This is a genomic window from Halorhabdus sp. SVX81 (assembly GCF_029207715.1).
Lineage (GTDB): Archaea > Halobacteriota > Halobacteria > Halobacteriales > Haloarculaceae > Halorhabdus.
The window spans coordinates 243790-263695 of record NZ_CP104322.1; the positions used below are offsets into that span (position 1 = coordinate 243790).

Genomic DNA, 19906 nt, shown 5'->3' on the forward strand with positions numbered 1-19906 from the left:
CTGACACGGTGGGCAGTATTTATGCGTGCCGACGCGTATTTTCGCCCATGGCCGCTGGCATTCTCGAAACGATCAGCCGAGTCGGGACGGCACTGGTGGTCGCACCGATCGCCGTGCTCGGGCTGGATTTCTTGGTCCAGGGACAAACCGCTGGCGGGCTCGCGTTCCTCGGGATCGTCGGGCTTATTCTCGCTCTCGAACGGTACGTTATCACGCCCCGTGAGATCCCCCAGCGCATCGTGAGCTACCTCGTCGGATCGCTGTTCACCGTCGAGGACGCTGCGGATAGCTGATCCTGGCTCCCGTGGAAAACGGTCCGGCGGCCCATCGGGGCCGCCGGCGAGCGCGAACGGCCAGCAGACCGGCCGAGCGCGCCGAAACAAAGTGGGGGAATGGGGGGTGGGGTGGCACCCTTACGGGTGCGGTCGATCGTAGCCGATGGGTTCCTATGAATCTTGTGTCCTCGGGTGATCTCGCGTCGTCACGTGTATGTATCAGGGGCTCGTAGAATCGGCAGTGACGACCGTCGCATCCGAACGGGCGGCCGGACCGCTAGTTCGCCCTGCGACTGACGCGGATCTCTACGCTGTCGCGGAGATCGAACGCCGCTCGTTCTCCCAGCCCTGGCCGATCGGGGCGTTCGAACGATTTCTCGACGCGCCGGCCTTTCTCGTCGCCGTCGATCGAGCCCCCGGGACGGCGGGCTCCGTGATCGGCTACGTCGTTGCCGATATGGTCCCGAACCACAGCCAGCCACTCGGTCACGTCAAGGACCTCGCCGTCCATCCCGACCGGCGAAACGGCGGCGTGGGTCGCCAGTTGCTCCAGCGCGCGATCATCGCCCTCGGGGCAGGCGGCATCACCACCGTCAAACTCGAAGTCCGCGAGAGTAACGACACCGCCAGACACCTTTACCGGAGTGAAGGGTTCGTCCACCGGCGGACGATCCCCGGGTACTACGACGACGGCGAGCACGCCTTGGTCATGTTCCGGTCGCCGTGAGCGCTCGGGGTGATCGCCCGGGTTCGCCACGCCCCCGGCGAACACCTTTCACTCACGAGTCCGTGGATCACCGTATGGGATACGCGTGTCCAGTGTGCGAACAGCCCCAGGTCGACGCCAGACACCTGGCGAATCACCTGGCCTTTACCGCGCTGCTTGGTGACGACGATCACGAGCGCTGGCTCGCCGAGCACGCACCGGGGTGGGACCAGGAAGACGACGAAGGGCTTGCCGACCGGGTCCGCAAGCACGCCGAGGAAGTCGACGTCCCCGGAGCTGATACCGTCGAACACGACCACGGAACCGGCGACCCTGAAATCCACGAACATGCGGCTGACGTCGAGCGAACCGACAGCGTCGACCGCCCTGGCGATCTAGCTGGGGGAACCGAATCTATCATTGACGAGCACGATCCGGGAGTGACCTTCGATGACATCGGCGGCGGTCCGACGGCGGGGGCTGATCCGACCCTGGACGCCGACGCCATGGCGGTCCTCCGGGAGGCCTACGAGATGACCCGCACGCGCCGGGAGCAGGCTACCGGTGTGGAAGACGACGGTGAATCCCACAGCGACGATTCGGACGACCATCGAGCGACCGGCGAACGAACCGGGGCGGAGCCGGCGGACACTGACGCTGGCGAAACGGAATAGTGGACGGAACCCGAAAGCCCGGGCATGCACACCGAGGGGCTGCTCGCACCTGAGACGCCCGCGGACGCCCGCGACCACTACGACGCCCTCGCGTCGACTGCGGGGGTCGTCGTCCGTGAAGTCGCGCGGGCGATGGATCTCGACGGCGACGAATACGACCGTCGCGTCACCGACGACGTGATCGAGACCGCCCACGATGCGGTCTTTGCGTCGCTTCTTGCCGTCCGCGTCGGCACCCACGAGGAGTTCGATTCGTTCTGTGACGGCCACGGTGGCGAGGTTCTCCAGACCGGCAGCGAACACGTCGAGGGCGTGGTCTGGCACGCGCCGCCGTTCGCCGAAACGATCGTCGCCACGACGTTCCAGGACGCCGAGGCGGCGGCGATCGGGACCCTTCGCCGTCAGGCGTACGGCCGGCTCTATCGGGACATTCTCGAAACGGACGAAACAGAGCCACAGACGGACGAACATGGCGATCACTCGGGGGCGACCTGAATGCGCAGACGGACGAAACTGGTCTCCGTCGCCATCCTCGCCATCGTGGTGCTCCTGCTCGCACTGGGCGCACTGCCGGGATTCATCAAGGCGGGCGACCCCTACTACATGACCGCGACGCCGGTCGAGGAACACGCGGCGGTCAACGCGACCGATCTGGACGAGCGGCGGTTTCCGTACACCACGGCGGCGATCGATTCGGCCACAACGGCCCAACCGGGCGAGTCCGGCCCGTACTGGAAGGGCTACGTCGGATTCAAGGAGGCGTTCACCCACTCGCCGTTCGACGAACTCACCGCGCTCCAACAGCGCTCGACTGAGGCGGTCGACGGACCGGAGGCGGTCTACGTCCGTGACGGGGACGCGTACTATCGGCTGACCATCGAGCAGTAGTCCGGACCGACCGGTGGGGCTCGGCCGACTACAGGGCAGGGCGAGCCAATGCACGTTTCACGCTCGGGCCGAAAGTGCCCGCCATGACTGGAGAAGACGTGGCGCACGACTGGCCGATTCTCGAATCACGCATCGAGTACGAGACGGGGTGGTACGAGGGGGGCTACGATCTGGTCGAACAGCCTGACGGGTCCGAGAAGCGCTACTACTGGGCCGCACTGCCGGACGCGGTCGTCGTCGTTCCGGTCGTCGACGATGCACTCGTGATGGTCGAGCAGTATCGGCCGGCGATCCGCGAGCACTGCCTCGAATTCCCGGCCGGGATCGTCGAGGACGGCGAGTCCTACACCGAGGCGGGCGCGCGGGAACTCCGGGAGGAGACGGGTTTTGATCCTGCCGGCGTCTCGCTGCTGGAGGATTTCTGGGTCGCGACGGGGGCGATGCGCCACCAGCGCGGGATCGTCTTCGCCGAGGGCCTCGAACCCGTCGGGACGAACCTCGATGACAACGAGTTCCTCGAAGTCACGACGGTCCCGGTCGAGGAGGCACTCGACCGTGCCCGAGCCAACCCGGCCAACGACGCGACGATCGAGGGGATCCTGCTCGCCCGGGAAGACGGTCTGCTCTGATCGTCTGTGAGCGACTGCCTCAGCCGCTCGGCTGCCCTCGGACCACCAGGATAGATCGTGTGATACAGGCTCGACCGGTGCGGTTATGAGGGTGGATATGTGACGGACTCCCATGGACGGCGAGTGCTCGGCGGCGGATCTCAAGTCGTTGCTCGATACAGACCAGGACGTGCGCATCGTCGACGTTCGACCACCGGCCGCCTTCGAACGCGGTCACATTCCCGACAGCGAAAACGTTCCGCTGGCCACGCTCACGAACGAGGTCGACCGCCTCGATGGGGCCGATCGGGTCGTCACTGTCTGTGCTCATGGGCAGGCGAGTATACGGGCGGCCCGACTCGTTGCTGCCTACGAAGGTATTGATTGCCCAGTCGAAAGTCTCTCGTGTGGCGTCGACGGGTGGGACGGCGACTTAGAGATGGGCGACGGTCACTGAAGCGGGGGCTGTCGGCACGGGGGACGCGTCGATCACTCCGCTGGTTCGTATGCGAAGCGCTGGATGCGTGCCGGCGTCGCCGTCTCTGTGTCGGTGCCGAGTGCGTACGGACCGATATAGACGCCGGTGAACCCGCCCGCGACTTCCGTCGACAGGTACCGTGTGGCCGCCGTGGCGAGTTCGGTCGGCTCGCCGTCGCCGTCGTCGTAGCGGAACGTGTATTCCTCAGTCGTCGCGTCGACGACCAGCCGGTGGTTCTCGCCCGCGGCGGGGATGGACGCGACCGTCTCGGCAACCTCGCCGATCCGGAGTCGGACGCGAGCGACTGTCTCGCCACCCTCACGACCCACGCCGATCTCGTAGTGGTGGGACTCGTTCATCACGAGCGCGAGACCGGCCTCCTCACCGTCGTCGGGATCGAACCCGAGATCGATCTCGGCTCGGCAATCGAAGTGGGACTGCGGGCGGCCGACGAACGTCGCATCCAACTCGTCGAGGCTGTCGGTTTTGCCCGCAAGCGTCAGCCCCTCGCCCGAGACCGAGTAGGTCGCCGGGTCCGGGTTCCGTCGGAACTGCCAGCTGTCGTCGAGTTCGCCGTCGAAGGTCGTTTCGAACGGTCGGGCCGGACTCGCCAGCCCGCCGGGTGAATCGCCGGGCAGCGACTCGACGGTCATCTCGGGGTCGATCGGCTCGCCGTCGTTGACGATCGGCCAGCCGTCCTCCCAGGTGACGGGTGCGAGGAACGTCTCCCGACCGAGGTGGTGGACACCGGGGTTGGGGCCATACTGGCGGATCCCGAGGAACACCATCCACCACGAGCCGTCCGGGGCCTGGACCATGTCGGCGTGGCCCATCGCGCTGAGCGGGTGCATCGGCCGACCGCGATGGGAGAGCACGGGGTTGTCGGGATGGGGTTCGAACGGGCCGGTCGGGTCGTCGCTCCGGCCGACGGTGACCATGTGGTCGGTGTGGGTTCCGCCCTCGGCGGTGATGAGGTAGTAGGTCCCGTCGCGTTCGTAGATGTGCGGCGCTTCGGCGAACCCGCCTTCGATCCCACGCCAGAGCTGGCGGACGTCGCCGAGTTCGCCAGTGTCGAGGTCGATCTCGGCCTGTCGGACCCGGTACTCCGGCAAGGACTCGCCGTCGGTGTACTGGAAGTAGGCCGTTCCATCGTCGTCGAAGAAGAGGTCGGGATCGATCCCGCCCGCGTCGACGTACAGCGGATCGGACCACTCGCCGGCGGGATCGTCGGCGGTCACGATGAAGTGGCCACCGTTGTCGCCGCCGACATCGGTCGTGACCATGTAGAAGGTGCCGTCGTGGTGGCGCAAGGTCGGGGCGTAGATCCCGTCGGAAGCCTCGCGACCGCGGAGGTCAAGCTGGCTGTCGCGGGTGAGACAGTGGCCGACCCGCTCCCAGGAGACCAGGTCCGTGCTGTGAAACAGCGGGACGCCGGGGAAGTACTCGAACGACGAGATGGCGAGGTAGAAGTCCTCGCCGGCGCGCGCGATCGTCGGATCGGGATGCATGCCCGGAAGTACTGGATTCGAATACTGCATACCGGAGGGCTCGCGGCCGTCGCTCATAAGTCCTTGCGGTCCAAGCCCGGCAGGTTCGACAGATGAGCATGGGTGCATGCCTGCTCGGGACACTTGTCAGTAGCCGAGTTGCGATGTGGTGGCTCGGGTAAACCTCTCATCAGAAGGGACTCAGTGGGGGTAACTGCTCGTCATCGCCACCGTCGGAACCTTACGCGCCTGTCCTCAAAAGTACACGTGTTTCGTGTGCTACTGTGAGGAGAGCAATCTGATTTCGCGAAACACTCTTAGCTATTCTAGAGGACGTAAGTTTAAATGAGAGGGTGACCAACGTGGAGGTAGAGGATTCCAAAATGGCGGACGATTCACGCGGGCACAACCAGTCTTGGTCGGATGCGACCAGCGCTCGCGAGCGGGTTCAGTCGGTCGCGGAAACGTTGCGTGAACCTCGCTCGATCAACTGGATCAGCGAGCAGGCGGACGTCGCCTGGAGTACCGCAAACGAGACACTCGAAGGCCTCCGTGAGCAGGGTCGCCTCCAGCGGATCGACAGTGACGATGCAACCCGATATCAGCCGGATCGGACGCAGTTGTTCTTCGACGAGATCCGGACGCTGATCGAGGAGAACACGCGTGAGGAACTCCGGAGCGAACTGGCGGCCATCACCGCGGAAATCGAAGGGTGGCAGGAGACGTACGGCGTGGACTCCTGGGAAGCCCTCGAACAGACGCTCGCCGACGAGGGGCTGTCGAGTGCCGAGAGCAGCGAACGCCGCGACGTCGTCACCTTCTGGCGGGAGAACGAGGCGGACCGGCAACTCCTCAAACACGCCCTGGCGCTGTATACCGACGTCGAAGCCGCACGCGAAGGGATGCGAACCATGGCCGAGCGGGCGAGGAGTTAGCGCTCGATGCTGTTTCTCGCTGGCCGAGATCGCCACACTCAACGGACGCTCCTCAGGAAGGTCCACGACCGACTTTCGAAACACGCCGGGTGCGAGAACGTTCGGTATCGCCCATCACGTCGACGCCCACGCCACGTCCTCGCCGACGTCGAAACCACGGTCTTTCTGCACGACATCGACGAGACTGAGACCGCACGCCTGGAAGTCCGGTTCTGGTATCCAAGCGATGTCGACTACGAATACTACCGCCTCAATTGGATCGAACCCGATCGGGACTTCATGCTCGGATTCCACCGCGACGCTGACCATTCCGACCTCGGACCGTGTCACGTCCAGGTTGACCACGAAGGGACGACGGTTGATCGTCACGCGGCTGATTTTCTCGACGCGCATCCGCTTTCGGTCCTCGAACGACGACTCAGGAAACTCCCGGCGGTACTTGAGGCTGTTCGCTGGCAGGATGAGCGGCCTTCGCTCCCGGAGTGGTCTCCCTGAACCCCTTCCAGCAAATTCGAACAGGTTGCGTTTCGGCGGTCAGCCCGTCCAGCCGGCGTTCGCCCGGTGCTCGGCAGCGATCGCACCGATGTCCTCTGGTTCAAGCACTCCTCGATCCGTACAGATCGCGTCGATCAGCCCCGGCGGGGTCACGTCGAACAGCGGTGATCGAACGGTCAGATCGGCCGGTCCGTCGTAGATCGTCTCCGGATCGACGGATTCGATCTCGATTTTCGCATCGATACGCACCTTGTCGGCTGCCGCGGCGACGAGGACGGCGATCTCCTCGTGGGCAGCAGCCAGTGCCGCCGCGCGGGTGCCGACCTTGTTCACGAGTGCGCCGTCGGGTCGGATCGCGTCGGCCCCGACGATGACCGCTTTCGGCTCCCATTCGTGGATCGCCCACGCCAGATCGGCGTCGCCGGCGAGGGTCACGTCTCGCTCTTCGGCCAACTCTTCGGCCACACCGACCCCTTCACCGCCCGGTCGCGATTTGGCGACCAGTACCGCCTCGGGATCGGCGCGCTCGATCGCCGTCCGGACGGTCCCCGACCGTGAGAGCGTGGCGATTCGATCCGGGAGCCGCTCGGCAGCGGTTTCGGCCGCCTCGTCGTCGGCCGAGATGGCGGCTTCGACCTCCTCGCGAGCCATCTCCTCGACTCCCTCCGGCGATCGGTCCGCGCGGGCCAGCACCCGGTTCACCCGGTTTGCGACGACGGGCATCGAGGGGCGGGCGTCCCGGAGATCCCGGGCGACGACGGCGAGGTCATCCCACCCGCCACTTTCTCCACCCCACGCCCGGATGCCCGCCTCGTCGCGAAGCACTTCCAGTGCCCGGAGCGACAGCCACGCCGAGCCGTGGTCGCGATCTTCGCGGATGGTCTTGACGGTTGGCCGAACGCGGTCGTAGGACGCCCAGAGATCGGGGACGGTCTCACGGCGGCGGATCGCCGTCGGGTGGACCCACTCGTGCTCGGCCGTCTCGTCGTTGGGTTCGACCCCCCTGCTCTGGGCTTCGAAGAGGACGGGGTGGACGACCCACCGCGTTCCGCGCTCGGCGTCGACGACATCGAAGGGATCGCCACGCCGCAGGCGCGTTACCTCGGCTTCGAGTCCGGTCTCCTCGGCGATTTCTTCTCGCGCCATGGCGTCGGGGTCGCCCTCGGCGTGCCCTGACACGGCCGCCCATCGCCCCGCGTACGAGCCGACGGCGTCGCTCCGGCGCAGGAGGAGGACCTGGCCGCGGTTCCGGAGCAAGCAGGTGACGACGTCGACCTCGTTCATGTCCGGACGTATGCACCCTCACCCAATGAAGCGTGGGGGCGGCGAGCCGACAATGCAAAACCGATCGAGTCCCTGTCACCTGGCATGGACGTCGCGATCATCAGCGACTCACACGTTCCATCCCGCGAACCGGCGATCCCCGACTGGGCGCTCGACCGCATCCGCGCGGCCGATCACGTCATCCACGCCGGTGACTTCGACGCATCGGCGGCGCTGGCGGACGTTCGCGGCGCGGCGAGTCGACTCACCGCCGTCGCCGGGAACATGGATCCACGGGCGCTGGGTCTGCCCGAGATCGAACGCGTCACGCTCGGCGGTGTCGAGTTCGTCGTGACTCACGGCACGGGATCGCGCCACGATTACGAACAGCGTGTCGCGAGCATCGTCGCCGAGGAGGGGAGCGAGGGGCCGACCGTCGGCGTCGCGGGCCACACTCACGAGTGCCTGGATACGACCGTCGACGGCGTTCGGCTGCTCAATCCCGGCAGCGTCACCGGGGCATCACCGGCCAGCGAGGCCACGATGCTGACGGCGACGGTCAACGACGGCGACCTCTCGGTGACTGTCCACCGCGAGTCCGAGTAGGGGCGGCCGTTCTCGATGGTCGTGTTTAGTTTAGCGGGAATCGCTTGCAACAGCCAGAAAGCCCCCGCGCTCTCAGCTGCCGCGACTCGCTGCGCTCCGGCAGGTGCTTGCGTCGTCGGGGCTTGCTGAGAACGCGGCCCCTTTCAGTCCCACCCGAGGCCGGTTGGTCAGCCGGCATGGGCGGGACTGAAAGGGGCGAGTGGCTCCGGGAAGACGGCCGAAGTAAGGCGCGAGGCGCTACGCGCCTCGGCACGCGCGAACGGGCGCTTCGCGCCCGTGAGCGGACACCGTGGTTCGAGAGAGCGAAGCTCTCTCGTCATCACGAAAGGCGCTTTGCGCCTTTCGAACGACAACGGAGTGAGGAGCGCAGCGAGGTCGTCGGACGGCGACGCCGTCCGACTGTCCGAGGGACCGGCGGTCCCTCGCTACCCTCAACCGGAGCCACTCGGGGCTTTCTGGCTATCTCACCCAGGAATCGCTTAACTAAACACCGCCTCCTCGATTGCTTTCGACGCCGGACGAACGCGACGCTACCGGGCGACTTTTGGCGGTTCCGGGCCGACTCGGGGTATGGAGGTCTTCGCGGTCCCGGATATCCCGGAAATCGAGCCGGGTGACGATCTGGCGGCGCTGATCGACGAGCGCGTCGACCTGCGGGAGGGCGATGTCCTCACGGTCGCCAGTACGGTCGTCTCGAAGGCCGAAGGCAGGGGGGCGGATCTGTCGGACTTCGACCCCGGGGCGCGCGCCCACGACATCGCCGAGCGGATCGGCGAGATCGCCGGCGAACGGAAGGATCCGCGGTTCGCCCAGGCCGTCCTCGAGGAGAGCGAGGAACTCGTCATGGCGGCCCCGTTCATCCTGGCGGTGACTCACTTTGGCCACATCACCGTCAACGCGGGCATCGACCGCTCGAACGTCCCCGGCGCGGACCTGCTCCTGTTGCCCGAGGATCCATCGGCGAGCGCGCAGCGACTGTCCGACGCGCTCGGGGTCCCCGTCGTCGTGACAGACACGTCGGGACGCCCCTTTCGGCAGGGTCAGCGCGGCGTCGCACTTGGCTGGGCCGGAATTTCGGCAATGCGGGACTGGCGGGGCGAACACGACCGCGAGGGACGCGAACTCACGGCGACCGTCGAGGCCGTCGTCGACGAACTCGCCGCGGCGACCAACCTCGTCACGGGCGAGGGCGACGACGGCCGGCCAGTGGCGGTCGTCCGCGACTGGGACTTCGGCGACCACGACAGCCACGACGATCTGTTCCGGGACCGTGATGGCGATCTCGTCCGGCAGGCACTCGCCGACTTCGAGTACGACCCCGCGTGACCGGAGACGAGAAACGGGACGACACCGACTGACGACGAACTCACAGCACGGCACTCACAACACACAGACCAATGAAAGCGATCGAACTCACCCCCGAACATCCGGTCGAAGCGGTACGACGACTGGCCGAGCGCGCCGAGCGCGCCGGCTTCGACACTATCTTCGCGAGCAATCACTACAACAACCGCGACCCGTTCCAGACCCTCTCGTCGATCGCGGCGGCGACGGACTCGGTTCAACTTGGCCCCGGCGTGGTCAATCCCTACGAGACCCATCCCGTCCGGTTGGCCTCGCGGATGGCCACCCTCGACGAGTCCAGCGACGGCCGCGGTGTCTTCGGTATCGGGGCCGGTGATGCCTCGACGCTCGCCAACCTCGGCGTCGAGCGCGACTCGCCCCTCCGGCGCGTCCTTGAGACGTTCAAGGTCGCCCAGCAGCTCTGGACGGGCGACACCGTCGATCACGACGGCACTTTCCGGGCGACGGACGCGAGCCTGAACTACGAGGTGGGGGAGATTCCGGTCTACGTTGGCGCACAGGGCCCACACATGCTTCGGATGAGCGGGAAACACGCCGACGGCGTGCTCGTCAACGCCGCCCACCCGGCGGACCTGTCGTGGTCGGCCGACCGGATCGAAGAGGGCCGATCCGAGCGACCGGACGACCGTGGCGATCTCGACGTTGCCGCCTACGCGAGCGTCAGCGTCGCCGAGAGCGAGGATCGGGCCAGAGAGGCCGCTCGACCGCCGGTGGCGTTCATCGTCGGGAGCACCGCGCCGCCGGTACTGGATCGACATGGGTTGGATCACGACCGCGCGGAACGGATCGGCGACGCCATCGAGCGGGGGGACTTCGAGACGGCTTTCGGCGCGGTCACGCCGGCGATGATCGACGCCTTCGCGATCGCTGGCACGAAAGATACCGTCGCTGATCGGATCGAGGCGGCGATGGAATCCGTCGATAGCTTCGTCGTCGCGTCGCCGCTCGGGCCCGACCTGGAGGCGGCGATCGATCTGGCGGCCGAGGCGCTCGAAACGGCTGCGGCGGAGTAAGTCTCGGCGGTGGTGGGACTCGGCGTTATGCCGGTGAGACGAGATCCACGACTGCGCCGAGCGTCAGGTACGCACTGGCCCCGACGGTGAGTCCGATCACCAGCGCGCCCATCCCGACCAGCACGGCGCTGATCGGGTCGTGCGTCACGACCTCGGCGAATCGAAACGGCATCTCACCGATACTGCCGACGAGTCGGTTCAGAAACGAGACGAGTGACAGGACGATCATGGTGGCAGTTCACACGCCCGGTACTTGGGTGCTTGGACGGCGGCGATCTATCGGGGCCTCCCAGTCCCGGCCGCGCTCAGTCTCGACTCGCCGTCAGGGCTAAGAGCGTCGGCGAACTCGCTTCGGTATGGGCGACGATGCCTCCCTGGACGAGTTTCTGGGCGACGAGGGGGAGTCGGCGACCGCGACCGAATCCGCCGGCGAATCGGCCGAGGAGTCCGTCGAGCCGGCGACGACGACCTACGAGTTCGCCCCCGGCGGGGTCGAGTGTGCCTCCTGTGGGGCCACTGTCGACCGCCGGTGGCACCAGCACGGCGAGCTTGTCTGTGTGGCGTGCAAGGACTGGTAACGGCCGGACCGCGACGGCTGCCGGGACCGTGGGATTCACGCGGCTGGCGGTCGAAATGGGGTCACTCGAATGGAACGTCGACTCACCTTCATGGCTATTCTGGTCAGCGGCGTCATCGGCTTCGGGCTGGCGGATTACGCGCTCGCCAGTGCGGGCTATGACAGGCTGGGGATGTTCGTCTGGGGCGGTGGGTATCTCGCGACGATGTTCGTCCTCTGGTATGGGTGGGTTCGGCCACTCGACATGACCGGTATCTAAGCCGGCGCACTCCACGTGGAGGCGGCCAAAACGAATGGTAGCGGAACGTTCAAGCCCGCGTCGGGGCGAACATATGACAATGAACGGGTCACTGGTGCCGTTGCAACTCGTCGACAACTTCCTGCTGAACTACAACGTGGGGGACATCCTGCTGTTGGTGCTTGGCCTGTCGATCCTGGCCGCAGTAGCGTTGCGCTCCCGGAAGGCGCTCGCGACCCAGGCTATCGGGTTTGGCCTCATTCTGGTGGTGACGCCGGGAAGTGCCCTCCAGCCGGGAGATGGGAGTCTCCTCGGCTCGGTCATGCAGTACAAGTTCTTTGGCCTGGTTCTCCTGCTTGCCGGCCCCGTGCTCTATACGACGGCACGGCGGTCGGCGACACCGAGTTGAGTGTCGCACGGCGATCGTCCGCCCGGGTTTCTCGGCGTCTCATCGCCTTCTCGGTGCCACTTCAGCCTTCTTGGCGTCCTATTCGAGCTTCCCGAGTGCAGTGAAAAATTCCAGGGGTGGTCCGGCCACGTGGACCGGCTGGTCGGCCTGTTCGACCGTGATCTGGGCGGGCGGTTCGATCTCGTGGGTGGTCCGGCCGTCGCTGACAACTGAGGCCGTCTCGGCATCCTCGACGCGGACGGTGATCGTGGTGTCCTCGTCGACCACCAGCGGCGGCATCGGGCGCTCGGCGGCCATCTCCGTGACGACGAACACCGGGACGTCGGGGTGGACCAGCGGGCCGTCCTCGCTTAAGTTGTAGGCCGTGGAGCCGGTCGGCGTCGCGATCAGGACGCCGTCGGCGTGGCCGCTGGTGTACAGTGCGTCGTCGATCCGGACGGTCGTGCCGACGCCGTTGCCGTGGCCGCGCTGGGGCCCCTGAATCACGACTTCGTTCAACGCCGGCGGGAGTTCCCACCCGTCGCCGCTCACCTGGAGTCGGGGGAGCGCTCGCGTCGGTGTCTCGCCGTCCTCGCGGATGTCAGTTACCACGTCCCGGATGACGTCGATGGCGTCGTTCGGCGAGACGGCGTTCAGGAAGCCGACCTCACCGAGGTTGACGCCCATGATCGGCGTCCCGTTGGCCCCGCGTGCGGCGTACAGAAACGTGCCGTCGCCGCCGATCGAGACGATCAGGTCGGTGTCGTCGATCTCCTCGATCGAGACGCTCGCCGGGGCGTCGAGTTCCGGCGTGGCGACGCCACCGTAGGTGTCGTGGCGGTCGTCGGCGAGCGCCGCGGCCGTCACCTCGTCGACGACGATCGAGACGGCTTCGTCCGCCAGATCCATCCGGATCGCCTCGATGAGCGAGCGGGCACGTGGATTGTCCTTCTGTCCGACGAGTCCGAGTTCCATAATTCGACCTTGCTCACCGCCCCTGATAAAATCGTCTCATCTCGTGCGGACGGACAGAGTTATTGAGGTGTGAATCCAATCTCTGGACATGACTGGTTGCCCCAGTCGAGGAGTCAGCACATGAGCGACGACGACTCGGATGATGACTGGTTCGAGCAGGCGATCAGCGAGGATCCGGACGGTGGTGACGGCCCATCCACGCAGACTGACGAGACGTCCTCGACTGGCGCGGAAGACGACCAGCAAACGCCCGACAGTGACGTCGCTGCAGAGACAAGCGAATTCGAGGCAGCCCTCGACTCAGTCTCCGAGTCGACTTCGACAACCGAGGACGGTGGGGCGGATTCGATCACCGAGACAGGAGCGGTGGACGATTCGACTGACGAAGACGGCGGGGATGTGACCGCCCAGGAGGGCGAAGGCGCGCTGTTCGACGAGGATTTCGCCAGTGCGCTTGATTCGGCTGGCGGTCCCGGCGGCGATAGCGGCGAAGCCGCGGCCGAGAATCCGTTCGAAGACGACGAGTCCTTCGAGTCGGAGATCCCACGTATCGACCTCGGGATCGAGGGGCTCGACGGGATGATACAGGGTGGGATCCCACAGCGTCACCTGATGGTCGTCATCGGGTCGCCCGGGACCGGCAAGACCACCTTCGGCCTCCAGTTTCTTCACCATGGTCTCCAACAGGGCGAGGACGTCGTCTTCATCACGCTCGAACAGAGTCGCGAGAGCATCCTCGACACCGCCGACGAGCGCGGCTGGGAGTTCGACCGCTACGAACGTGAGGACCGACTCGCAATCGTCGATCTCGACCCCGTCGAGATGGCCAACAGCTTAGAGAACATCCGGGGGGAGTTCCCCGAGCTCGTTCGGGAGTTCGGTGCCGACCGACTGGTGCTTGACTCGGTCTCGTTGCTGGAGATGATGTACGACGACCAGGCCCGCCGCCGGACGGAGGTGTTCGACTTTACCCGCTCGTTGAAAGAGGCCGGCGTCACGACGATGTTCACCAGCGAGGCCAACGAGGACAACCCCTACGCCTCCAGACACGGCATCATCGAGTACCTGACCGACGCCGTGTTCGTCCTCCAGTACGTCCGTGGGGACACCCAGGAGACCCGCCTCGCCGTCGAGATCCAGAAGATACGCAACGCCAACCACTCCCGTGCCACGAAACCCTACGCGATCACGCTGGACGGCATCGACGTCTACCAGCAGGCAAGCATCTTCTAGACGCGTGATCGGCGGCCGGACTACCGGACGACCGTGATCGGGACGGGCGAGCGCCGGACGACCGTCTCGGCGACGCTCCCCAGCAGGATGCGTGAGACGCCCGAGCGACCGTGACTGCCCATCACGATCTGGTCGACGTCGTGCTCTTCGGCGTGCTGGACGATCGTGTGGGTGGGCTTGCCGACCTCGATGAACTCCTCAAAAGTGCCCGCGAAGCCGGTCGCCCCGGATTCAACCTCGCTGAAGAGGTTCTCGGCCTGTTCTTTCTGGCGGTCGTACCACTCCTCGGAGAACGTCGGCATCGACGCCTGGACGCTGTAGCCCGCGTCGGCCGGGTTGATGACGTGTAGCAGGTGCATCTCGGCGTCCGGGAACTCCGCGACGGCGAACTCGACTGCCTCCCGGGCCTGCTCGCTGCCGTCGACCGGCACCAGAATGCGCTTGCCCATGTCAATATCTTCGCGGGCATCCGTCTTAACCTTAGGGTATGCTAGCTAGTGACTCTATCTATATTGTGTCAGGATCCAAGTGATGGAACCGGTGTCTTGACAACTGTCTCGCCTAATTCGATTCCTCACAATCAAACACGTACACTGCACCAGTCGATTCTTTATTTCCGTCCGCTTCGGGAGCACTCACGGCAGCAATACCTGTCTCCTCCGACACCGTGACTCGGGTCCCAAAGTGATCGGTCGGGTCATTTTCGGGGGCAGAGATGACACGATCTTGTTGCCAGTGGCCCTCATCACGCTTGAAGACGCAAATCCGGCTCTGCTCACCCGTGTCGGACGATTCGCCCGGGGCCCCGATGAGAATCGCTTCGGGATCACTCGTCATGGCAAGTGACAGGCCGAATCGTTCGCGCTGCCCGGTATCAGCGGGCGTGAGTTTCTGCGCTTGGTGCCACTCACCATCTTGGTTCTCGAAGAGATAGACCGAACCACCGTGTTCGCCGTTTGGATTTTCGTCGTTCGACGCACCGACGAGAACGGTTTGTCCGTCCTCCGAGACGGTGACAGTCTCCCCGAAGAAATCGTTTCTATCTCTATCGCTGGCAGTGAGTGTGGCCTGTCGGACCCACTCACCGCCCGACTTCTCGAAGACGTTTACTGCAGCTGTGTCTGTTTTTCCCCCTGTGTCGGGGACGATCTTTCCTGATGCGAAGAGACGTTCCCCACCGTTCGACACGTCCATCGCATACCCGAATGATCCAATCGAATGTTTGTTTTCAGGAACGAGCCTACTCACGAGCTTCCATCCCTCAGATTCGCGTGAATATTCGTATATCGCTCCCGCCGTGTTGCCGTTCGAATCTTCTCTGAACGGTGACCCAACGTATGCGGTGTCTCCATTAGGATTCAATAATAGCGATCGAGAGAATTGATCAAATGCCTCACCATCAGGAGCACTGAGCTTATTCCGCTGATGCCATTCTCGACTTTCTTTTTCATATATATAGGCAGCGCCTGCTTCCGTTCCGTTCGGGTCTTCATCTGCTATTGTTCCAACAATGGCCGTCTCACCATCACTCGATAGCGAAACTGAATATCCGAATCGGTCATGTTCATCTCCATCGTTTGCTGTGAGCTTCGTTTCTCGGTACCAGCTTTCTTTATTTCGCCTGAACACATACGCTCCACCAGCCATCTCCCCGTTCGGATTCGAATCCCGATAGCTTCCGACGAGTAAGGTCTGCCCGTCGTTCGCGATGTCAAGAGAAAACCCGAAAAAATCTTGACTATCCCCATCTGGAGCCACGATCTTATTCACGTCCGTATTATCGTTCGCTATCGGGTCCGAAAACACACAGCCGGTGAGTGAAGCGAGAGCTGTCGAACTGCCCAGACAGAGTAGCTTTCGTCTGGTAACCTTGTTTGCTCTGAGAGTGCTCTCCACCATGATTAATTTTCTCGGTATGTGATTATACCTCCGAATGTCCCCTTGACATCATCCATTTCAGTCCGATATTCGATGTATTCGCTAAACCCACTGATTCCCTGTGTTATCGGAATCGTAGCTGGTGTTCCACTTGTTGTCGGGAAATTGGGCTGTAACTCCCCGTCACTCACCTTGTATATTCCCATTTCTAAACTCCCTTGTGCGGTTCGGACGATCATCATGCCTGTACTAGTAGACCCAGCCACAGAAAACCCAGTTGATAATATTTTATTTACATTATTTAGCATCACTTGAGTGGATTCTAGTACCGGTGCTCCTGGATATGCATATCCGTCAGTACTGCTGAACGATCCACTTGGTCCGTCTTCTTCTCGGGAAAAGGGAGTTTTATCCAATCCAGTCACCTCAAACTTGAACCTCTTCAAGTTAATGAGGTTTTTAAACCCATATCCCGCTGTAGGAACCGCTCCAATTCGATAATGTAGCTTTCTTGTTTCACCAGGCTGGAGGGTTATATTTTGAGGCCCATCTAAGATCTCTTGGTTGGTATTAACTGGGTAGTTTTCGGCAGGTAGGCGATCAAGGATTTCAAATTGTGACTCAACATCATTTTCATGGAGAGAGTCGATGGCTGCATCGTTCGGATTGAAGCTCACAACAACGGTGAACTCGATTTCTTGAACGTCACCGTTTAATTCTTCCTTCTGAGTGGGAATAAGGACGCGATCATCAAGCATCGAATCTCCAAAATTTGGATTCTTAACCCAGCCTGTGTCACTGTCCAAGAGTTGTTCCACGGTTGCAGGTTGATTTTCAGGGGTGGATTTTTGAGTTATGACGGGAAGCGTATACCCTGCAGCAAGCGTTTCTTCCTCCATCGGATCACTACCCACCTCCACCTCTTCGCTATCGTTCAGCCCAGTGTCGTCGGAGTTCGAATCGGTCGGATCACTGTTGACCAAATAGTACTCTCGCTGGAATTCCTGACCGCGCAATTCGATCGTACCGTTGATCTTCTCACCGATCTCTTCGTCGTCGCGAAGGCCGTCACCATCCGTATCGTTCGATTCGGGATCGGTGTAAACGGCTATCGTCAACTCTGACCCTGGCGTGTTGGGACTGGCAATCACTCCGTTATCCAATTGCCTCGCCATGTATGCTGAGATGGGGATACCGAAGTCCTCTAGCGAGTCAGAGAAGCCATCGTCATCCGAGTGCGTTGGGCCGATATCATCCGCAACACGTGAGAAGACATCCGGCAAATCACTTGCATCGTCAACAGACGAGTATCCACCCGACGTGATATCTGCGATCTGCTGTAGTTTGTCTTCATTTGCATCGCCGAAGCCGATGGTATAGATGGTCGTCCCACGGTCAGCCGCAGTGTTCGCTTCGGAGATTCCGCCCCCACCTTGTCCGTCTGTGAGGAGCACCGTATACTGGGCACGGGAATCGTCGCTGTTTGACGCGAAGTGACTGTTTGCACGTTGTAGTCCCGCTCCGATATTCGTCCCGCCGGACGAATCGAGGCTCTCGATCGTGACGTTCACCGACCCGAAGTCAGTCGTGAGTTCCTGGGCAACCTCTGCATTGTGATCGAAATCGACAACGCCTGCTCGGTCCCCCTCGATCAAGGCACCGACAAATTCTTTCGCAGCGGCCTTCCTGAACTCGTTCGGATCGTTCCAGCTCATCGATCCCGACGAGTCGATCACCAACATTACGTCGATTTCTGCCATCTCAGAATCGTCCTCTCCGCCATCTGGTGGCTCTTGGGCTGTGAGCGTCTTCTTCCAATTTGGAACCTTGAATACGGTAAAGGTCGAGAAGTGATCCGTCCGTGCACGGACCGTATCGTTTGCTTCGTCGATCGTTGTCGGCAACGGCTCGAACCCCTGGATGGATTCGTTATATCGCACACCGACCAGTTCTGATTCGTTAACAGAGAGGGTGGATTCATCGTATGAAATCGACACAGTCGCGTTCTCGATCGATCCGTCCGTCTCAAGGTTGACTACCGGTGCAGCCGTGAGGTTGTCCGCAAATTCAGTGTGGAATCGTTGCTCGGTGTTCTCTTCGATGGTTACTGTCTTCCCCACGCTCCCGGTGGCTGTCACGTCGGCCGACACGCCTAGGCTCTCGTTGTTTGCGGTCGTGGTATACGTCTCATTCCCATCCAGGATGCCGTCATCGTCGGTATCCGGATCAAGCGGATCAGTTCCAAATTCGATCTCTACGTTGTCTTCCAGTCCATCGGCATCAGTATCAGCCTCTGTTGCATTCGTTCCGATCTCCTGTTCACGACTGTCTGTGAGCTGATCCGAATCGGTGTCGGGACTCTGCGGGTCGGTACCCAGTTCCTGCTCTCGTATATTAGTCAGGTTGTCATTATCAGGATCCTCTTCAGCATCGACCACTCCATTGTCGTCTGTATCCGATTGTACTGGCGAAGTTTCAGCGTACCTGATCTCGAATCCGTCTTCTAATCCATCCCTGTCAGTATCTGAGGAGAGTGGATCACTTCCGAACCAATACTCCAGACGATTATCGACCGAATCAGCGTCAAAGTCATGCTGACTGTCGATAATACCGTCCCCTCCCTGGTTTCCACTTACAATTGTTGAGTTACTATCGGGATCCAGCGGATTCGTGCCCGTCACGTTCTCTTCGTAGGTATCGGGCAGGCCGTCACCGTCCAGGCGAAGCACGACCGTAGTCGCTTGGCTCTGCCCGGATGACCCGCCACCATTGCCGTTGTTCCCCTTGTTTTTGCCCTTCTTCTTGTCCTTTTGCTTGGCTTTCTTCTTGCTGTTGCCGTTCTTTGAATCAGTGCTGTCCTCACTTTCGACAGCCGCAATTTCGATCGTATTCACACGCTTGGTGAGATTAATCGTTTTCGCGAAGGTAGCGTTGGCATAGCCAGGGCGAAGCGGGAGTTCGACCGTACGATCGTCGTTGATGGTCGCGGTGACGTTCACGGCGTCGAGCCCGGTCGGATTTGTGACGTTGCCGACGAGCGTGTACTGAGTCCGATCGCTTTCGTTGTGGATCGGATCCGTTCGCCGGGTGAGCGTTACCTCCGGTCCGATCTCGCGATCGATGCGATCGAGTGCCTTCTGGGCTTTGTTGAACGCCAAGCCGTAGGTCCGAACTGCCTGGGCGGTCGTGCGAATCGAGTGGGCACCCACCCAGGCTTGGGCACTCTCGCGCATCTGCTCGGCCATGGCGAGTTGTCGCCTGGCGTTGTCGATATGCGCCTCAGCACTATTCTTCGCTCCTGGGCCGAGATTGTCTTTAGTCGCCGCGAAGGCATACTCGGCGTCACGAATCACCTGCCTGGCGGACTGGTTGTCCGCTCGCGCCACCAACTCGACGATCTGGCTGAGTCGGTCGTCCTGATCGGTTCCACTGAAGTCAGCCAGCGCCCGGAGCGCTTTTGTATCGTGATTGAACGCGCGCTGGCCGCCGACGCGTATTGAATCCTGGTAATACGCAAAGGAATCGTTCAACCGCGAGCGGGCGCGCTCCTTGGCCGATTCTAGTTGGTTCGAGGGAGCTGAGAGATTCTCAATCCGCTCCATGGCCTGGGCTTTCAACACCACCGGTGGCCCGTCCATGGATACGTCGGGAACGGTATCGGCTGGTGCTGTATTCCCCGCGGCCTCCGTGACTGTTCCGGCAGATACCGTCCCTGCCGGCACCATCGAGACGATCATGAGAAACGATGCAACTACCGCGAACAATTTCCGCCACCCACCACTTGCGGACATATTTGCCGGAATTACATACTGGGTTTAAATAAT

At 62.6% G+C, this 19906-nt stretch carries 23 protein-coding genes; 16 read left to right on the top strand and 7 right to left on the bottom strand.

The window, feature by feature from the left end:
- Positions 1–47: 47 nt before the first annotated feature.
- From SVXhr_RS01125 to SVXhr_RS01155, 7 genes are all read left to right on the top strand, one after another.
- Complete coding sequence (locus SVXhr_RS01125; RefSeq protein WP_275738724.1) at positions 48–293, top strand: hypothetical protein; 246 nt, start codon at positions 48–50, stop codon at positions 291–293.
- A 196-nt stretch (positions 294–489) separates the two neighbouring features.
- Positions 490–1002, top strand: a complete 513-nt coding sequence (rimI, locus tag SVXhr_RS01130) for a ribosomal protein S18-alanine N-acetyltransferase (protein WP_275738726.1) — start codon at positions 490–492, stop codon at positions 1000–1002.
- A 74-nt stretch (positions 1003–1076) separates the two neighbouring features.
- Positions 1077–1655 (top strand): DUF5810 domain-containing protein, encoded by a 579-nt coding sequence (locus SVXhr_RS01135; RefSeq protein WP_275738728.1) that lies wholly within the window; start codon positions 1077–1079, stop codon positions 1653–1655.
- Positions 1656–1679: 24 nt separating this feature from the next.
- Positions 1680–2150, top strand: coding sequence for a DUF5809 family protein (locus tag SVXhr_RS01140; RefSeq protein ID WP_275738729.1), 471 nt, complete (start codon positions 1680–1682; stop codon positions 2148–2150).
- Positions 2151–2543: a hypothetical protein gene (locus SVXhr_RS01145; RefSeq protein ID WP_275738731.1), complete on the top strand. Its 393-nt coding sequence runs from the start codon at positions 2151–2153 to the stop codon at positions 2541–2543.
- A gap of 83 nt (positions 2544–2626) precedes the next feature.
- Complete coding sequence (locus tag SVXhr_RS01150) at positions 2627–3172, top strand: NUDIX hydrolase (RefSeq protein WP_275738733.1); 546 nt, start codon at positions 2627–2629, stop codon at positions 3170–3172.
- A 112-nt stretch (positions 3173–3284) separates the two neighbouring features.
- Positions 3285–3608, top strand: coding sequence for a rhodanese-like domain-containing protein (locus tag SVXhr_RS01155; protein ID WP_275738735.1), 324 nt, complete (start codon positions 3285–3287; stop codon positions 3606–3608).
- A 32-nt stretch (positions 3609–3640) separates the two neighbouring features.
- On the opposite strand, the gene SVXhr_RS01160 is transcribed toward SVXhr_RS01155, so the two are convergent.
- Positions 3641–5167, bottom strand: coding sequence for a glycoside hydrolase family 43 protein (locus SVXhr_RS01160; protein ID WP_275738737.1), 1527 nt, complete (start codon positions 5165–5167; stop codon positions 3641–3643).
- A gap of 332 nt (positions 5168–5499) precedes the next feature.
- Between SVXhr_RS01160 and SVXhr_RS01165 the strand changes: the two genes are divergently transcribed.
- A complete protein-coding gene (locus SVXhr_RS01165) occupies positions 5500–6051 on the top strand; it encodes a hypothetical protein (RefSeq protein WP_275738739.1) in 552 nt (183 codons plus the stop codon).
- 6 nt (positions 6052–6057) lie between these two features.
- Positions 6058–6546, top strand: coding sequence for a hypothetical protein (locus tag SVXhr_RS01170; RefSeq protein ID WP_275738741.1), 489 nt, complete (start codon positions 6058–6060; stop codon positions 6544–6546).
- Positions 6547–6585: 39 nt separating this feature from the next.
- On the opposite strand, the gene SVXhr_RS01175 is transcribed toward SVXhr_RS01170, so the two are convergent.
- Positions 6586–7830, bottom strand: a complete 1245-nt coding sequence (locus SVXhr_RS01175) for an NUDIX domain-containing protein (protein WP_275738743.1) — start codon at positions 7828–7830, stop codon at positions 6586–6588.
- A gap of 84 nt (positions 7831–7914) precedes the next feature.
- On the opposite strand from SVXhr_RS01175, the gene SVXhr_RS01180 reads away from it, so the two are divergent.
- From SVXhr_RS01180 to SVXhr_RS01190, 3 genes are all read left to right on the top strand, one after another.
- Positions 7915–8415, top strand: a complete 501-nt coding sequence (locus tag SVXhr_RS01180) for a metallophosphoesterase family protein (RefSeq protein ID WP_015789147.1) — start codon at positions 7915–7917, stop codon at positions 8413–8415.
- A gap of 570 nt (positions 8416–8985) precedes the next feature.
- Positions 8986–9741 (top strand): coenzyme F420-0:L-glutamate ligase, encoded by a 756-nt coding sequence (locus tag SVXhr_RS01185; protein ID WP_275738746.1) that lies wholly within the window; start codon positions 8986–8988, stop codon positions 9739–9741.
- Between the two features lie 71 nt (positions 9742–9812).
- The gene (locus tag SVXhr_RS01190; RefSeq protein ID WP_275738748.1) at positions 9813–10793 is read left to right on the top strand and encodes a 5,10-methylenetetrahydromethanopterin reductase; all 981 of its coding nucleotides are present in this window, start codon (positions 9813–9815) and stop codon (positions 10791–10793) included.
- Between the two features lie 25 nt (positions 10794–10818).
- Here SVXhr_RS01190 and SVXhr_RS01195 read toward each other — a convergent pair whose 3' ends face one another.
- A complete protein-coding gene (locus SVXhr_RS01195; RefSeq protein WP_275738751.1) occupies positions 10819–11022 on the bottom strand; it encodes a hypothetical protein in 204 nt (67 codons plus the stop codon).
- A 127-nt stretch (positions 11023–11149) separates the two neighbouring features.
- Between SVXhr_RS01195 and SVXhr_RS01200 the strand changes: the two genes are divergently transcribed.
- The 3 genes from SVXhr_RS01200 (at position 11150) to SVXhr_RS01210 (ending at position 12017) form a co-directional block, all read left to right on the top strand.
- Positions 11150–11371, top strand: coding sequence for a hypothetical protein (locus SVXhr_RS01200; protein ID WP_275738753.1), 222 nt, complete (start codon positions 11150–11152; stop codon positions 11369–11371).
- Between the two features lie 69 nt (positions 11372–11440).
- Entirely contained in the window at positions 11441–11629 is a 189-nt protein-coding gene (locus SVXhr_RS01205; RefSeq protein ID WP_275738755.1) for a hypothetical protein, read from the top strand.
- 79 nt (positions 11630–11708) lie between these two features.
- Positions 11709–12017 (top strand): hypothetical protein, encoded by a 309-nt coding sequence (locus tag SVXhr_RS01210; RefSeq protein WP_275738756.1) that lies wholly within the window; start codon positions 11709–11711, stop codon positions 12015–12017.
- A gap of 78 nt (positions 12018–12095) precedes the next feature.
- Here the strand turns inward: SVXhr_RS01210 and SVXhr_RS01215 are convergent, their stop codons facing one another.
- A complete protein-coding gene (locus tag SVXhr_RS01215) occupies positions 12096–12971 on the bottom strand; it encodes an NAD(+)/NADH kinase (protein ID WP_275738758.1) in 876 nt (291 codons plus the stop codon).
- 120 nt (positions 12972–13091) lie between these two features.
- Here SVXhr_RS01215 and SVXhr_RS01220 point away from each other — a divergent pair, with 120 nt between their 5' ends.
- A complete protein-coding gene (locus tag SVXhr_RS01220; RefSeq protein WP_275738760.1) occupies positions 13092–14204 on the top strand; it encodes a KaiC domain-containing protein in 1113 nt (370 codons plus the stop codon).
- Between the two features lie 20 nt (positions 14205–14224).
- Here the strand turns inward: SVXhr_RS01220 and SVXhr_RS01225 are convergent, their stop codons facing one another.
- The 3 genes from SVXhr_RS01225 to SVXhr_RS01235 all read right to left on the bottom strand — a co-directional run bounded on the left by SVXhr_RS01225 (position 14225) and on the right by SVXhr_RS01235 (position 19873).
- Complete coding sequence (locus tag SVXhr_RS01225) at positions 14225–14653, bottom strand: universal stress protein (RefSeq protein ID WP_275738762.1); 429 nt, start codon at positions 14651–14653, stop codon at positions 14225–14227.
- Positions 14654–14765: 112 nt separating this feature from the next.
- Positions 14766–16103, bottom strand: coding sequence for an FG-GAP repeat protein (locus SVXhr_RS01230; protein ID WP_275738764.1), 1338 nt, complete (start codon positions 16101–16103; stop codon positions 14766–14768).
- 2 nt (positions 16104–16105) lie between these two features.
- Positions 16106–19873, bottom strand: coding sequence for a VWA domain-containing protein (locus SVXhr_RS01235; protein ID WP_275738766.1), 3768 nt, complete (start codon positions 19871–19873; stop codon positions 16106–16108).
- Between the last annotated feature and the right edge of the window lie 33 nt (positions 19874–19906).

Excerpts from the sequence above, each read along its gene's own strand:
- SVXhr_RS01195 (WP_275738751.1), bottom strand. The coding sequence starts at position 11,022 with ATGATCGTCCTGTCACTCGTCTCGTTTCTGAACCGACTCGTCGGCAGT.
- SVXhr_RS01205 (WP_275738755.1), top strand. The coding sequence starts at position 11,441 with ATGGAACGTCGACTCACCTTCATGGCTATTCTGGTCAGCGGCGTCATC.
- SVXhr_RS01160 (WP_275738737.1), bottom strand. The coding sequence starts at position 5,167 with ATGCAGTATTCGAATCCAGTACTTCCGGGCATGCATCCCGATCCGACG.
- SVXhr_RS01185 (WP_275738746.1), top strand. The coding sequence starts at position 8,986 with ATGGAGGTCTTCGCGGTCCCGGATATCCCGGAAATCGAGCCGGGTGAC.
- SVXhr_RS01165 (WP_275738739.1), top strand. The coding sequence starts at position 5,500 with ATGGCGGACGATTCACGCGGGCACAACCAGTCTTGGTCGGATGCGACC.
- SVXhr_RS01170 (WP_275738741.1), top strand. The coding sequence starts at position 6,058 with ATGCTGTTTCTCGCTGGCCGAGATCGCCACACTCAACGGACGCTCCTC.
- SVXhr_RS01200 (WP_275738753.1), top strand. The coding sequence starts at position 11,150 with ATGGGCGACGATGCCTCCCTGGACGAGTTTCTGGGCGACGAGGGGGAG.
- SVXhr_RS01230 (WP_275738764.1), bottom strand. The coding sequence starts at position 16,103 with ATGGTGGAGAGCACTCTCAGAGCAAACAAGGTTACCAGACGAAAGCTA.
- SVXhr_RS01180 (WP_015789147.1), top strand. The coding sequence starts at position 7,915 with ATGGACGTCGCGATCATCAGCGACTCACACGTTCCATCCCGCGAACCG.
- SVXhr_RS01190 (WP_275738748.1), top strand. The coding sequence starts at position 9,813 with ATGAAAGCGATCGAACTCACCCCCGAACATCCGGTCGAAGCGGTACGA.
- SVXhr_RS01145 (WP_275738731.1), top strand. The coding sequence starts at position 2,151 with ATGCGCAGACGGACGAAACTGGTCTCCGTCGCCATCCTCGCCATCGTG.
- SVXhr_RS01135 (WP_275738728.1), top strand. The coding sequence starts at position 1,077 with ATGGGATACGCGTGTCCAGTGTGCGAACAGCCCCAGGTCGACGCCAGA.
- SVXhr_RS01210 (WP_275738756.1), top strand. The coding sequence starts at position 11,709 with ATGAACGGGTCACTGGTGCCGTTGCAACTCGTCGACAACTTCCTGCTG.
- SVXhr_RS01235 (WP_275738766.1), bottom strand. The coding sequence starts at position 19,873 with ATGTCCGCAAGTGGTGGGTGGCGGAAATTGTTCGCGGTAGTTGCATCG.
- SVXhr_RS01155 (WP_275738735.1), top strand. The coding sequence starts at position 3,285 with ATGGACGGCGAGTGCTCGGCGGCGGATCTCAAGTCGTTGCTCGATACA.
- rimI (WP_275738726.1), top strand. The coding sequence starts at position 490 with ATGTATCAGGGGCTCGTAGAATCGGCAGTGACGACCGTCGCATCCGAA.
- SVXhr_RS01220 (WP_275738760.1), top strand. The coding sequence starts at position 13,092 with ATGAGCGACGACGACTCGGATGATGACTGGTTCGAGCAGGCGATCAGC.
- SVXhr_RS01150 (WP_275738733.1), top strand. The coding sequence starts at position 2,627 with ATGACTGGAGAAGACGTGGCGCACGACTGGCCGATTCTCGAATCACGC.
- SVXhr_RS01175 (WP_275738743.1), bottom strand. The coding sequence starts at position 7,830 with ATGAACGAGGTCGACGTCGTCACCTGCTTGCTCCGGAACCGCGGCCAG.
- SVXhr_RS01225 (WP_275738762.1), bottom strand. The coding sequence starts at position 14,653 with ATGGGCAAGCGCATTCTGGTGCCGGTCGACGGCAGCGAGCAGGCCCGG.
- SVXhr_RS01215 (WP_275738758.1), bottom strand. The coding sequence starts at position 12,971 with ATGGAACTCGGACTCGTCGGACAGAAGGACAATCCACGTGCCCGCTCG.
- SVXhr_RS01140 (WP_275738729.1), top strand. The coding sequence starts at position 1,680 with ATGCACACCGAGGGGCTGCTCGCACCTGAGACGCCCGCGGACGCCCGC.
- SVXhr_RS01125 (WP_275738724.1), top strand. The coding sequence starts at position 48 with ATGGCCGCTGGCATTCTCGAAACGATCAGCCGAGTCGGGACGGCACTG.